This is a genomic window from Streptomyces sp. NBC_00252, assembly GCF_036187565.1.
GTDB lineage: Bacteria > Actinomycetota > Actinomycetes > Streptomycetales > Streptomycetaceae > Streptomyces.
In genome coordinates this window covers 2145695-2159585 of sequence record NZ_CP108087.1, presented here as the reverse complement: position 1 = coordinate 2159585, position 13891 = coordinate 2145695, and the positions used below count along the sequence as shown (strand labels likewise).

The 13891-nt window shown below is 70.9% G+C and carries 12 protein-coding genes; 10 read left to right on the top strand and 2 right to left on the bottom strand.

The genetic code is table 11. The features are described 5' to 3' along the window. Nucleotides 1–206: 206 nt before the first annotated feature. The 7 genes from OHT77_RS09350 to OHT77_RS09320 all read left to right on the top strand — a co-directional run bounded on the left by OHT77_RS09350 (nucleotide 207) and on the right by OHT77_RS09320 (nucleotide 9145). Nucleotides 207–1049, top strand: coding sequence for a nitrilase-related carbon-nitrogen hydrolase (locus tag OHT77_RS09350; protein WP_328827661.1), 843 nt, complete (start codon nucleotides 207–209; stop codon nucleotides 1047–1049). Further along, nucleotides 1046–2332 (top strand): aspartate aminotransferase family protein, encoded by a 1287-nt coding sequence (locus OHT77_RS09345; protein WP_328827660.1) that lies wholly within the window; start codon nucleotides 1046–1048, stop codon nucleotides 2330–2332. Before OHT77_RS09350 ends, OHT77_RS09345 begins: the two co-directional genes overlap by 4 nt. Before the next feature lie 28 nt (nucleotides 2333–2360). Beyond that, a complete protein-coding gene (locus OHT77_RS09340; RefSeq protein ID WP_328827658.1) occupies nucleotides 2361–3941 on the top strand; it encodes a PucR family transcriptional regulator in 1581 nt (526 codons plus the stop codon). A 155-nt stretch (nucleotides 3942–4096) separates the two neighbouring features. Beyond that, nucleotides 4097–4939 carry a nitrilase-related carbon-nitrogen hydrolase gene (locus OHT77_RS09335; protein ID WP_328827657.1) on the top strand — a complete coding sequence of 281 codons (843 nt, stop codon included), beginning with the start codon at nucleotides 4097–4099 and terminating at the stop codon, nucleotides 4937–4939. Nucleotides 4940–5050: 111 nt separating this feature from the next. Continuing rightward, complete coding sequence (gene hydA, locus OHT77_RS09330) at nucleotides 5051–6454, top strand: dihydropyrimidinase (RefSeq protein ID WP_328827656.1); 1404 nt, start codon at nucleotides 5051–5053, stop codon at nucleotides 6452–6454. A gap of 11 nt (nucleotides 6455–6465) precedes the next feature. Further along, nucleotides 6466–7485 (top strand): TIGR03842 family LLM class F420-dependent oxidoreductase, encoded by a 1020-nt coding sequence (locus OHT77_RS09325; protein ID WP_328827655.1) that lies wholly within the window; start codon nucleotides 6466–6468, stop codon nucleotides 7483–7485. Nucleotides 7486–7612: 127 nt separating this feature from the next. Beyond that, entirely contained in the window at nucleotides 7613–9145 is a 1533-nt protein-coding gene (locus tag OHT77_RS09320; RefSeq protein WP_328827654.1) for an NCS1 family nucleobase:cation symporter-1, read from the top strand. A gap of 25 nt (nucleotides 9146–9170) precedes the next feature. Here the strand turns inward: OHT77_RS09320 and OHT77_RS09315 are convergent, their stop codons facing one another. Next, the gene (locus OHT77_RS09315) at nucleotides 9171–9842 is read right to left on the bottom strand and encodes a hypothetical protein (protein WP_328827653.1); all 672 of its coding nucleotides are present in this window, start codon (nucleotides 9840–9842) and stop codon (nucleotides 9171–9173) included. 163 nt (nucleotides 9843–10005) lie between these two features. Then, the gene (locus OHT77_RS09310; RefSeq protein WP_328827652.1) at nucleotides 10006–11001 is read right to left on the bottom strand and encodes a carboxymuconolactone decarboxylase family protein; all 996 of its coding nucleotides are present in this window, start codon (nucleotides 10999–11001) and stop codon (nucleotides 10006–10008) included. Between the two features lie 165 nt (nucleotides 11002–11166). Between OHT77_RS09310 and OHT77_RS09305 the strand changes: the two genes are divergently transcribed. The 3 genes from OHT77_RS09305 to OHT77_RS09295 are packed head-to-tail and all read left to right on the top strand — an operon-like array spanning nucleotide 11167 to nucleotide 13810. Beyond that, nucleotides 11167–12282, top strand: a complete 1116-nt coding sequence (locus OHT77_RS09305) for a sensor histidine kinase (RefSeq protein ID WP_328827650.1) — start codon at nucleotides 11167–11169, stop codon at nucleotides 12280–12282. Then, complete coding sequence (locus OHT77_RS09300; RefSeq protein ID WP_328827648.1) at nucleotides 12279–12986, top strand: response regulator transcription factor; 708 nt, start codon at nucleotides 12279–12281, stop codon at nucleotides 12984–12986. The genes OHT77_RS09305 and OHT77_RS09300 overlap by 4 nt, the downstream gene beginning before the upstream one ends. Beyond that, on the top strand, nucleotides 12983–13810 hold the full coding sequence (locus OHT77_RS09295; RefSeq protein ID WP_328827647.1) for a class I SAM-dependent methyltransferase: 828 nt from the start codon (nucleotides 12983–12985) through the stop codon (nucleotides 13808–13810). Before OHT77_RS09300 ends, OHT77_RS09295 begins: the two co-directional genes overlap by 4 nt. Nucleotides 13811–13891: the final 81 nt, after the last annotated feature.

The window sequence follows — 13891 nt, the reverse complement described above, 5'->3', positions numbered from 1 at the left end:
GCACATCGATACACCCCCGCGCGCCTTTCGGGGTGCTCGACCCGGCTACCCGGCGCAGCGGGTCACCCACCGGAGGGTGAAACAGGATCGACTCCGCGGGTTAACGACGATGGTCTTGGCAAGGCTCCTCCGGAGGCTTACGTTCATCCCTCTACGGCCTTGTCTACGGGCGTAGAGGCTCTGGCGTCCCGTCGAAGGAGCAGCTCATGGCCAACGTCGTACGCGCCGCTCTGGTCCAGGCCACCTGGACCGGCGACACCGAGTCCATGGTGGCGAAACACGAGGAACACGCCCGCGAGGCGGCCCGCCAGGGCGCGCAGATCATCGGGTTCCAGGAGGTGTTCAACGCCCCCTATTTCTGCCAGGTCCAGGAACCCGAGCACTACAGCTGGGCCGAGCCGGTGCCCGACGGGCCGACCGTGCGTCGTATGCAACAGCTCGCGCGCGAGACCGGCATGGTGATCGTCGTCCCCGTCTTCGAGATCGAGCAGGACGGCTTCTACTACAACACCGCGGCCGTGATCGACGCCGACGGCACCTTCCTCGGCAAGTACCGCAAGCACCACATCCCGCAGGTCAAGGGCTTCTGGGAGAAGTACTACTTCAGGCCGGGCAACGCGGGCTGGCCCGTCTTCGACACGGCCGTCGGCAAGGTCGGCGTCTACATCTGCTACGACCGCCACTTCCCCGAGGGCTGGCGTCAACTCGGGCTCAACGGAGCCCAGTTGGTCTACAACCCGTCCGCCACCTCGCGCGGCCTCTCCGCCTACCTCTGGCAGCTGGAGCAGCCGGCCGCCGCCGTCGCCAACGAGTACTTCATCGCCGCGATCAACCGTGTGGGACAGGAGGAGTACGGGGACAACGACTTTTACGGGACGTCGTACTTCGTCAACCCGCGAGGCCAGTTCGTCGGCGAGGTCGCCAGCGACAAGGACGAGGAACTCGTCGTCCGCGACCTGGACTTCGGGCTGATCGAGGAAGTGCGCCAGCAATGGGCGTTCTACCGCGACCGGCGTCCCGACGCCTACGAAGGGTTGGTGCAGCCGTGACCAAGGATCTGCTGGGACGCCACCGGGACGTACTCCCCGACTGGCTGGCCCTGTACTACCAGGACCCGCTGGAGATCACGCACGGAGAGGGCCGGCACGTCTGGGACGCCGAGGGCAACAAGTACCTCGACTTCTTCGGCGGCATCCTCACCACGATGACCGCGCACGCGCTCCCCGAGGTCACCAAGGCGGTGAGCGAGCAGGCCGGGCGGATCAACCACTCGTCCACGCTCTACCTCAACCGGCCGATGGTCGAACTCGCCGAGCGCGTCGCCCAGTTGTCCGGCATCCCGGACGCCCGGGTCTTCTTCACCACCTCGGGCACCGAGGCCAACGACACCGCGCTGATGCTCGCCACGACCTACCGGCGCAGCAACCAGATCCTGGCGATGCGCAACAGCTACCACGGCCGCTCCTTCAGCACGGTCGGCATCACCGGCAACCGCGGCTGGTCCCCGACCTCCCTCTCCCCGCTCCAGACGCTCTACGTCCACGGCGGCGTGCGCACGCGCGGTCCCTACGCCGACCTGACCGACGCCGAGTTCATCGCGGCCTGCGTCGAGGACCTCAAGGACCTGCTCGGCCATGTCCGGCCGCCCGCCGCGCTGATCGCCGAACCGATCCAGGGCGTCGGCGGGTTCACCTCACCGCCCGACGGCCTGTACGCCGCGTTCCGCGAAGTCCTTGCCGAACACGGGGTGTTGTGGATCGCCGACGAGGTGCAGACCGGCTGGGGCCGCACCGGCGACCACTTCTGGGGCTGGCAGGCACACGCGGAGAACGGCCCGCCGGACATCCTCACCTTCGCCAAGGGCATCGGCAACGGCATGTCCATCGGCGGTGTCGTCGCCCGCGCCGACATCATGAACTGCCTCGACTCCAACAGCATTTCGACCTTCGGCGGCACCCAGGTCACCATGGCGGCGGGCCTCGCCAACCTCACCTACCTGCTGGAGCACGACCTCCAGGGCAACGCCCGCCGCGTCGGCGGCCTTCTCATCGAACGGCTGCGGGCCGTCGCCGCCCAGCATCCCGGCGTACGGGAAGTGCGCGGGCGCGGGCTGATGATCGGCGTCGAGCTGGTCAAGCCGGGCACCGACGAGGCCGACCCGCAGGCCGCGTCCGCCGTACTCGAAGCGGCCCGCGAGGGCGGTCTGTTGATCGGCAAGGGCGGCGGCCACAACACCAGCGCCCTGCGCGTCGCCCCGCCGCTGTCCCTGACCGTCGCGGAGGCCGAGGAGGGCGCCGCGATCCTCGAACAGGCTCTGAGGAGCACGCAGTAGAGCACACGCTGAACAAGGGAAGACCGTGATGACCACCACCTTGGGAACCCTCGGAACCCTGGACGCCCTGGAGCCCGCGCTGTCGGTGCGCCAGGTCCTCGCCCTGGAGCGGGTCCTCGCCGGGGAACCCGAGGTGGTGGCCGGCGCGGGCCAACTCGACCGGCCCGTACGGTGGGTGCACGTGGCCGAGGCCGCCGACGTCGGCGTGATGCTCACCGGCGGCGAGATGGTCCTCACCACCGGCGTGCTCCTCGCCGACGACGAGGCGGCCCAGGCCGAGTACATCCAGTCCCTGCACCGCGCGGAGGCGTCCGCCGTGGTGCTGGGGCTCGGCCGGGCGTTTCCCGCGCCGCCGGACGTCATGCGCCGCGCGGCCGAGCGGTGCGGGCTGCCCATGGTCGTGCTCCACCGGCCGTTCCCCTTCGCGGAGCTGACGGAAGAGGTCCAATCCCGGCTGGTACGACGGAAGTTCGCCGCCGTCAGTCTCTCCGAGGCCGTACGGACCGCGCTCACCGGGCTCATCACCGGCGGCGCCCCGCTGCAGAGCCTGCTCGACGAGGTCGCCGCGCACAGCGCCTGCCCCGTCGTCGTCACCAACCTCGCGCACCGCGTCCTCGCCACGGCGGGGGAGCGGTCGGCGGTGGACGACGTGCTGCGCGACTGGGAGCGCATCGCCCGGCAGGCGGGCGGCAGCGAGGGCGACGGCTGGATCCGCGCCGAGCTGGGCGGACGCGGCGAGCGCTGGGGCCAGATCATGCTGTGCGGCTACCGCGGCGACACCGCCACCGGCCGCCTCCTCGCCGACCGCGCCGCCGAGGCCCTCGTCCTGCACCGCATGCTCGGCGGCTCCGCCCACACCTGGGAGGAACAGTCCGCGCAGAGCCTGCTCACCGACCTGGTGAGCGGTGTCGTAACGGCCCGCCACCTCCTGCCCCGCGCCCGCGCGGCCGGACTCCCCGTCAACCGACGCACCTTCGTCCCGATGGTCGTCCGCGACGGCGACACAGCCCAACTCGACAGAGTTCTACGGCTGTTGGGGCTCTCGGGACTCGTCGCGGAACTCGCCGACGGGGTCACGGCCGTCCTCCTCAGCCTGCCCCGCGACCAGGACGCGGACGCCCTCGCCGCGCACTTCGCGAGCCGACTGCGCACGGAATCAGGGGCGTTGAAGGCGGTGGTGGCCGCCGCCGGGCAGCGCACCGCCTGGGACGACGTCCCCGCAGGCCTCCGCGAGGCACAGCACGTCGCCGACGCCGTGGCCGACTCCAGCGACGCCCTCGAACTCCCCGCCGTCGTACGCCTCAAGGACGTCCATCTGCGCGGCCTGATCCGGCTGCTGCGGGACGACCCGCAGGTGCAGTCCTTCGCGGAGCGGGAGTTGGACGGCCTGCTGTGCGCGGCCGACGAGGACCTCCTCGCCGTCCTGCGCACCTACCTGGCCACCGGCCGCAACAAGTCGCGCACCGCCCAGCTCCACCACGTCTCGCGGCCCGCGCTGTACCGCCGGCTGGAGGCGATAGAGGGGCGGCTCGGGGTGGACCTCGACGACTTCGAGCAGGCCGCATCGGTGCACATCGCGCTCCTCGCGCACGACGCGCAACAGGGGTGAAACATGGGACTACCTGGGAAAACGGCGGTGAAACATGCGCCCGAGCGAGGGTGACACCGTGGAACGCCGCACGCCCGCAGACGTGACACCGTGCACCTCAAAGACGCCTACCGGACTTCCTAGGCTCCTCGCACACCTAGCGACCGGAGGTCCCGATGAGCACCGTGATTCGTGCCGCTCTCTTCCAGACGGCCTGGACGGGCGACAAGGAGTCCATGATCCAGGTCCACGAGCAGGCGGTCCGCGACGCGGCCGCACAGGGTGCTCAAGTCCTGTGCTTCCAGGAGCTGTTCTACGGACCGTACTTCTGCCAGGTCCAGGACAAGGCGTTCTACGAGTACGCCGAGGCGATCCCGGACGGCCCGATCGTCAAGCGCTTCCAGGCGCTCGCCAAGGAACACGGCATCGTCCTGATCCTGCCGATGTACGAGGAGGAGCAGCCGGGCGTCCTCTACAACACGGCCGCCGTGATCGACGCGGACGGGTCCTACCTCGGCAAGTACCGCAAGCACCACATCCCCCAAGTCCCGGGATTCTGGGAGAAGTTCTACTTCCGCCCGGGCAACAGCGGCTGGCCCGTCTTCGACACCAAGGTCGGCAGGATCGGCGTCTACATCTGCTACGACCGCCACTTCCCCGAGGGGTGGCGCGCGTTGGGTCTCGCCGGTGCGGAGATCGTCTTCAACCCGTCGGCGACCTCACGCGGCCTCTCCGCCTACCTCTGGCAGCTGGAGCAGCCCGCTGCCGCCGCGGCCAACGAGTACTTCGTCGGCGCCATCAACCGTGTCGGCGTGGAGGAGCTGGGCGACAACGACTTCTACGGCACGACGTACTTCGTCGACCCGGAAGCCCAGTTCGTCGGCGAGGTGGCCAGCGACAAGGAGCCCGAACTGGTCGTCAGGGACCTGGACTTGGCCAAGCTGCGCGAAGTCCGCGACCGCTGGCAGTTCTACCGCGACCGCCGCCCGGACGCGTACGGCCCCCTGACCGCACCGTAAAACACGCAGGCCTTCGCGCCCCGGGGAGGGCAGCTCCCCTAGGGGCGCGGGGAACTGCGCGCCCAGCCCCCACAGACCCGCACCAGACCACAATCCAGCGGAGTCAAAACAATGAGCACCCGTACCGTCATCCGCGGCGGCCTAGTGATCACCGCGTCCGACGAACTCCACGCCGACGTCCTGATCGAGGACGGCCGCATCGCAGCCCTAGCCACCTCCGGTACGCCGACGGCCGACGCCTGGACCGCCGAGCGGGTCATCGACGCCACCGGGAAGTACGTCATCCCGGGCGGAGTCGACGCCCACACCCACATGGAGATGCCGTTCGGCGGCACGAAGGCGGCCGACACCTTCGAGACCGGCACCCGGGCCGCCGCCTGGGGCGGTACGACGACCATCGTCGACTTCGCGATCCAGAGCGTCGGCGGAGCCCTCCGCGAGGGCCTCGACGCCTGGCACGCCAAGGCCGAGGGCAACTGCGCCATCGACTACGGCTTCCACATGATCGTCTCCGACGTCAACGAGGACACCCTCAAGGAGATGGACCTGCTGGTGCAGGAGGGCGTCACCTCCTTCAAGCAGTTCATGGCCTACCCGGGCGTCTTCTACAGCGACGACGGCCAGATCCTCCGCGCCATGCAACGCGCCGCCGACAACGGCGGGCTGATCATGATGCACGCCGAGAACGGCATCGCGATCGACGTCCTCGTGGAGCAGGCGCTCGCCCGCGGCGAGACCGACCCCCGCTACCACGGCGAGGTCCGCAAGGCCCTCCTCGAAGCCGAGGCCACCCACCGCGCGATCAAGCTCGCCCAGGTCGCCGGCGCCCCGCTCTACGTCGTGCACGTCTCCGCGATGGAGGCCGTCGCCGAGCTGGCCCGGGCGCGCGACGAGGGGCTGAACGTCTTCGGCGAGACCTGTCCGCAGTACCTGTTCCTGTCCACGGACAACCTCGCCGAGCCCGACTTCGAGGGCGCGAAGTACGTGTGCAGCACGCCGCTGCGCCCCAAGCAGCACCAGGCCAAGCTGTGGCAGGGCCTGCGCACCAACGACCTCCAGGTGGTCTCCACCGACCACTGCCCCTTCTGCTTCGTGGGCCAGAAGGAGCTGGGCCGGGGCGACTTCTCGAAGATCCCGAACGGCATGCCGGGCGTCGAGAACCGCATGGACCTGCTCCACCAGGGCGTCGTCGACGGCCACATCAGCCGCCGCCGCTGGATCGAGATCGCCTGCGCCACCCCGGCGCGGATGTTCGGCCTCTACCCGAAGAAGGGCACCATCGCCCCGGGCGCCGACGCCGACGTCGTCATCTACGACCCGACGGCCGAGCAGACCGTCTCCGCGGAGACCCACCACATGAACGTCGACTACTCGGCGTACGAGGGCAAGCGCCTCACCGGCCGTGTCGAGACGGTGCTCTCGCGCGGCGAACTCGTCATCACCGAGCGGGAGTACACCGGGCGCGCGGGCCACGGCGTCTACACCCCGCGTTCCACCTGTCAGTACCTCAACTAGGAGTGGCGCCCATGGACTTCGGACTCGTCCTGCAGACCGACCCGCCGGCCTCGCGGGTCATCAGCCTGATGAAGCGCGCCGAGCGCAACGGCTTCACCTATGGCTGGACCTTCGACTCCGCCGTGCTGTGGCAGGAGCCGTTCGTGATCTACAGTCAGATCCTGGCCAACACCACGAAGTTGACGGTCGGCCCGATGGTCACCAACCCGGGCACCCGCACCTGGGAGGTCACCGCCTCCACCTTCGCGACCCTGAACGACATGTTCGGCAACCGCACGGTCTGCGGCATCGGCCGCGGCGACTCCGCGATGCGGGTGGCGGGCCGCACTCCCAACACGCTGGCCCGCATCAGCGAGGCCATGAAGGTCATCAGGGCGCTCGGCTCCGGCCAGGAGGCCGACCTCGGCGGCACGGTCGTCAAGTTCCCCTGGGCCAAGGAGGACGCCCAACTCCCGGTCTGGATGGCCGCGTACGGCCCCAAGGCGCTCAAGATGACCGGCGAGGAGGCCGACGGCTTCATCCTCCAGCTCTCGGACCTCTACCTCACCGAGTACATGGTCAAGGCGGTGAAGGACGCGGCCGTCGCCGCCGGGCGTGACCCGTCCGAGGTCAAGATCTGTGTCGCCGCGCCCGCCTACGTCACCGAGGACGACTCGCCCGAGGCGCTCGCCCACGCGCGCGACCAGTGCCGCTGGTTCGGCGGCATGGTCGGCAACCACGTCGCCGACCTCGTCTCCAAGTACGGCGCGCACTCCGCCGCCGTACCCGAGGAACTCACGGACTACATCAAGGCCCGTGAGGGGTACGACTATTCGCACCACGGTCGCTCCGACAACCCCGACACGGCCTTCGTGCCCGACGAGATCGTCGACCGGTTCTGCGTCATCGGTTCGGCCGAGAAGCAGATCGAGAAGCTCAACGCCCTGAAGGAGCTGGGCGTCGACCAGTTCGCCGTCTACGACATGCACGACGCGCAGGAAGCGACGATCGACGCCTACGGGGCGAAGATCATCCCGGCGGTCAACGCCTAGCCTGCACACCCCCGTTGGTCTCCCCCTTCCCGCCGTCCCGGGAAGGGGGTCAAGGGCGCTCCCCACGCGCACCCCCCGGCTCGCCCGCACGGCCTCTCCCGTCCCACCTCATCCGATTGGCCTGCCCATGACCGACACCGCTCCCACGGCCATACCGCCGACCTCTCAAGTCACCCTCACCGACGGGCGGGTGGAGCTCGCCCCGGGGTCCCCGCCGCCCAGCGGGCCGTACGCCAACGACGATCTGCTGCCGGTTCCCGTCGAGAAGCGCACCTGGACCACGTACAACTTCTCCGCGCTGTGGGTCGGCATGGCCCACAACACGGCTTCCTGGACGCTCGCTTCGGGTCTCATCGCCGTCGGCATGGACTGGAAGCAGGCGGTGTTCACCATCGCCCTGGCCAACCTGATCGTGCTCGTGCCGATGCTGCTCACCGGGCACGCGGGACCGAAGTACGGCATCCCCTTCCCGGTCTTCGCGCGTGCCTCGTTCGGCGTGCGCGGCGCCAACCTCCCCGCCGTCGTACGGGCGTTGGTGGCCTGCGGCTGGTTCGGCATCCAGACCTGGATCGGCGGTGAGGCGATCTACTTCCTGGCCGGCAAGCTGATCGGTGACAGCTGGGCCGACGCCTCGCACATCGGCGGGTACGCCTGGACGATGTGGCTGTCGTTCGCGCTGTTCTGGGTGCTCCAAGTCGCCATCATCTACCGGGGGATGGAGACGATCCGCCGCTTCGAGAACTGGGCGGCGCCCTTCGTGCTCGTCGGCGCGTTCGTCATGCTGTGGTGGATGAGCAGCAAGGCCGGCGGCTTCGGCCCGCTCTTCGACCAGCCCTCCAAGCTCGGCTGGGGCGGCAGCTTCTGGAAGCTGTTCTGGCCCTCGCTCATGGGCATGATCGGCTTCTGGTCCACGCTGTCGCTGAACATCCCGGACTTCACCCGCTACGGCAAGAGCCAGAAGGCCCAGACGTGGGGCCAGGCCCTCGGACTGCCCACCACCATGACGCTGTTCGCGTTCCTGTCGGTGCTGGTCACCTCCGGTTCGCAGGCGGTCTACGGCACGGCGATCTGGGACCCGGTGCAGCTGGCCGCGAAGACCGACAACGTCGTAGGGCTGCTCTACGCGCTGGTGACCGTGCTGGTCGCGACCCTGTCCGTGAACATCGCGGCCAACCTGGTCTCGCCCGCCTTCGACTTCTCCAACATCGCGCCCCGGAAGATCAGTTTCCGCACCGGCGCCCTCATCACCAGCGTCCTCGCGGTGCTGATCTTCCCGTGGAAGCTGTACTCCGACCCGCAGGGCTACATCTTCACCTGGCTCGGTCTGGTCGGCGGTCTGCTCGGCACGGTCGCCGGCATCCTCATCGCCGACTACTGGATCCTGCGCCGCGGCAAGCTCGACCTCACCGACCTGTACCGCGCGGGCGGCCGCTACTGGTACGACGGCGGCTGGAACTGGCGGGCCGTCGTCGCCTTCGTGGTCGGTGGCGTCCTCGCGGTCGGCGGCGCCGACTTCCACCCGCTCATCGACGGCCGGCCCATCCCGGCGCTGTCCTCGCTCGCCGACTACGGCTGGGCCGTGGGCCTGGGCACGTCGATGGTGCTCTACGTGGTGCTCACCCTGCTGACCGGCAGGAGGACGGCACCGGTCGAGGCGTAGGACCTGAGCGGGAGGGTGGCGGGGCCTACGCGGCCTTGCCGCCCTCCAGCGCGGTGACCGCCTCCTTGGCGGCCTTGATCGCACCCTTGTTGATGACGTCCGTGCTCGGTGCCTTCTTGTTCTCGAAGTCGCTGCCGTTGTACGTGATGGTCACCAGCGCGTTGCCCGCGCGGACGACGACCGTGCCCTCACGCGTCTGCTGCTTGTCCTCGGTGGTGAGGTTCACGATCGAGTACGCCGAGTCGCCGAGCCCGGGAACCGCGCCGCCGCCGCTCTTCTCCGTGGTCGTCTCGGTGTACGACTTCTGCGCCGCCGCGTCCGATTCCGTGATCTCGTACGACACGTCGAGCCAGCGGTAGTCGTACCCCTTGAGCGCGTTCCACGAGCAGGTGCGGCGGACCTTCGTGTCCGTCGACGGGATCTCCTTGCCGGCCGTCTTCGCCCCCGGCACCAGCGACTTGAGGGTCGCCACCGACACGCTTCCGCACGGGGCGGGGGAGGTGGAGTACGCCTTGGCCGCGGTCGGCGCCGTCGGCGCCGAGGCCTCGGGCGAGGCCCCGGACTCGGGCGTCGACTTGTGCTCGGCGGTCGTCGTCGGGGCGAACGGCCCGGACGTCAGGGCCCAGCCCATCGTGGCGAGCACGACGACCGGCGACAGACGTGCGGTGAGAGCGAGCGGCAGAGGAAGAGAACGCAAGTCGCACTTCTCGTGGGGGAAGGGTGCGGAGCGGGTCCGCACTGCGGACGGGGACGCCAGTCTCACATGACTCCCTGTGAGGCGGAAGTGTGAACTCGCTGCGTGCCTGTGCGGTGACACAGCCTCACCACAGACGGGTCGTGTGTCCCCTTATGTCCGCGTGTCAGGTGCGGGCGGAGGTCACCCGCATCGTCGTCTCGATCCGCTCGACGGCAGCGAACGCCCCGTACGCGACGAGCCGCACCAGACCCGCGTCGTCGCGCCCCGGCCCGCGCCAGGCGGCCACGTCGTCCTCCGTGATCCGGTACGGCGCGAGCGCGGCCAGCACCGCGAGCCGCGCCGCGGGCCGCTCCCGCCGGTTCGGGAAGCCCCGCAGCACGACCGGCGGATGCGACCCGTCCCAGGCCCACAGCGTCTCCCGTACGAGCGTCCGGTCGTCCGCGTCGAGCAGCTCGCCACCCGCGAGCGCGGCCGTCCGCAGCGCGTCGTAGGCCGGGCCCACGGGGGTCCCCGCGGCCCAGTCCGGTCCTGGTCCCGGCGTGTCGAGCAGGGGGAGGGCCGCTCCCGGTACGGCGGTCCGGCGCACGGTGCGGGCGACGGACCGCCCCACGAGGCGGCGTACCGCGCGGAACCGCTGGGCGTTGCCCGGCAGGAGCTGCTCGACCAGCAGGGCCGACACGACGCGGTTGATGAAGTGGAAGGAGAGGGCGGTGCCCAGGTAGGCGGCCGCCTCCTCGCGCGGGAACGGGTACGGCGTCAGGGCCGCGCCCGGGACCCGCGTCAGGCGCCCCCAGTCGAGCACGCGCGCGTGGACCTCGTTCTCCGGTGTGCCGCCCCGGGCCAGGCGCTCGGCGAGGGCGTGGTCGCCGGTGGCGTGCAGCAGGACGGTGTGCGCGTCCGCGCAGAACGGGCACTTGTTGGCGAGCGAGACCCCGAGCGCGGCCAGCTCCTTGCCGGTGCGGCTGCCGTCGCCGGCGATCAGCGACTCCCGCATCAACGCCCAGGCGGGCGCCAGGAGTTCGGGTGCGGAGGACAGGACCACGAAGGTCGGGGGCCGCTCGATGCCGAAGTCGACGGCGATCTGCTCGAGGACCTCGGCGGTGCGGCCCGTGGCGGACTTGGGCGACGGGGGCCGGGTGTACCGGAAGGGTGTGGACATGGCAGCAGCGTGCGCGCCGGGGGCGGGCCGGGTCGTCGTACGGGCGAAGGCAGTCGGGGCTACGACGGGGAGGGCCCGGGCGGCGCGGACTACTGCGGGGGGAGTAGTCCAGGAGTTGTCCACAGGGCTGACGCCCGTGTCGGCGCGGCGGTCTACCGTGCAGACATGAGCGGGTTCCCGGTCGATGTGACCCCACGCAGGCGGCTCGCCGACGCGTCCCTCGCGGTCGTGATCGGCGCCCTCGTCGTGACCGTCGCGGCCTTCGACTCGGACACCACCGCCCTCGACTACGTGCTGATGGCCCTTGCGGCGGCGGCCCTTGCCTTCTACCAGACGGCGCCGAGGGCGGTCCTCGCGGTGACCGCGGCGTCCGAGGCGGCCTACGTGCTGCACGCCCATCCGGGGCCCGTCGCCGGTCTGCCCGTCTTCGCGGCCATGCACACGGCGGCCCGCGCGGGACACCGCGGCACGGCGGCCGTGGGCGGCGGGGTGTTCCTGTTGGCGTACTTCGCGACCGGGCCGACGACCCAGCAGGTGGTCGAGCGGACCGCGCTGCTGGCCGGCTGGTTCCTGTGCGCGGTGGTCACCGGCCTCGCCGACCGCAACTGGCAGGCGTATCTGCGCCAGACCGAACAGCGCGCCCTGGAGGCCGAACGCACCCGCGAGGAGGCCGCGTTGCGCCGCGCGGGCGAGGAACGCCTGCGCATAGCGCGGGAGTTGCACGACTCCCTCACCCACAGCATCTCGATCGTCAAGCTCCAGGCGGGCGTTGCGGTCCACCTCGCTCGCAAGCGCGGCGAGGAGGTGCCGCCCGCGCTGCTCGCCATCCAGGAGGCGGGCGGCGAGGCGATGCGCGAACTGCGGGCCACCCTGGAGATCCTGCGCACCACCGAGGAGCCCACCGGCACCCCCGCGCTGCTCGTCGAACGGGCCTGCGCGGCGGGCCTCGCCGTCGAACTCGCGGTGACCGGCGAGGAACGCCCCCTCGCCGCGACGGTCGACCGCGCGGTGTACCGCATCGTCCAGGAGGCCCTCACCAACGCGGCCCGGCACGCGGGCCCGGCGAAGATACGCGTCCAACTGGACTACGGGGACGAGGACTTGACGATACGGGTCGAGGACGACGGAGCGGCCGACCCCGACCGCCCGCCGAAGCCCGGCATCGGTCTCACCGGGATGCGCGAGCGCGTCGCGGCCCTCGGCGGCACCCTTCACACCGCCCCGCGCGCGGAGGGCGGCTTCGCCGTCCGGGCCGAACTGCCGCTGGGGGAGGCGGGATGATCCGGGTCGCGGTCGTCGACGACCAGGCGCTGATGCGCGCGGGCTTCCGCGCCCTCCTCGACGCCGAGGACGGCATCGAGGTGGTCGGCGAGGCGGCCGACGGCCAACAGGGCCTGGCGCTGGTCCGCGCCCAACTCCCCGACATCGCGCTGATCGACGTCCAGATGCCGGTGATGACGGGCATCGAGGCCACCCGCCGCATCGCCGCCGACCCCGACCTCGCCCCGGTCCGGGTCGTCATCCTCACCAACTACGGCCTCGACGAGTACGTCTTCGAGGCGCTCCGCGCGGGCGCCAGCGGCTTCCTCCTCAAGGACACCGACCCGGCCGACCTCCTCCAGGCGATCGGGATCGTCGCGGGCGGCGAGGCCCTGCTCTCGCCGGCCGTCACCCGCACCCTCATCGGCGAGTTCGTCTCCCGGCCCCCTGACCGCGCCACCCCGCCCGGCCTGGAGCACCTCACCCGCCGCGAACGCGAGGTCACCGCGCTGGCCGCGCGCGGCCTCACCAACGAGGAGATCGCCGCGCACATGGTCATCAGCCCGTTCACGGCGAAGACCCACATCAGCCGCGCGATGACCAAGCTCGCGGCCCGGGACCGGGCCCAACTCGTCGTGTTCGCCTACGAGTCGGGGCTCGTGACGGCTCGCGCGCCGGAATCCCGTTGCGCCCCGGACGCCCCGGATCACACCCTGGGGCGATGACCGAGACGACACGCCCCCAGGACCCGGCCGTCCGTGTGCGCGAGGAGATTCTCGCCTACTACGCCCAGGGCAAGGAGGACGGCCGCCTCCGACAGGGCTCCGACCGGCTGGAGTTCTGGCGCACCCAGGACGTCCTGCGGCGCCTGCTGCCGACCGCGCCCGCGCGGGTGCTGGACGTCGGCGGCGGCAGCGGCATCCACGCCGAGTGGCTCGCCCGGGACGGCCACGAGGTCCACCTCCTCGACCCCGTACCGCTGCACGTGGAGCAGGCGGCCCGACTGCCGGGCGTGGAAGCCCGCGTGGGGGACGCGAGGGAACTGCCCGGCCAGGACGCGTCGTACGACGTCGTGCTGCTGCTCGGACCGCTGTACCACCTGCCCGAACGGGCCGACCGGGTACGGGCGTTGAGCGAGGCCCGTCGCGTGGTGCGACCGGGTGGACCGGTCGTCGCGGCGACGATCAACCGGTTCGCGGGACTGCACGACATGCTCAGGCAGGAGCTGTACTTCACCGCCGGGCACCGCGCGCGGGTCGACCGCGAGAGGGAGGAGGGGCGGCACGACTCCGAGGACGGCGGCCTCTTCACGACCGCCTACTTCGCCCAACCGCACGAAGCCCCCGAGGAGTTCACGGACGCGGACCTCACCGTCACGGGCCAGTACGGCCTGGAGGGCGTCGCCTGGCTGATGGGCGGCATCGAGGACTGGCTGGACGACCCGGACCGCCGCGAGGCCGTCCTCGCGGCCACCCGCCGGATCGAGTCCGAGCCGACGCTGCTCGGCACCAGCGGCCATCTGCTCACGGCGGGGCGGCGCGGCGCCTAGTGGGGCGGGTGGTGTTGGGGGAGCGTTCGGCAGCCGGTACCCGGCACGCAAGCCCGCCGTACCGCAGCCGTCCGTAGCGTG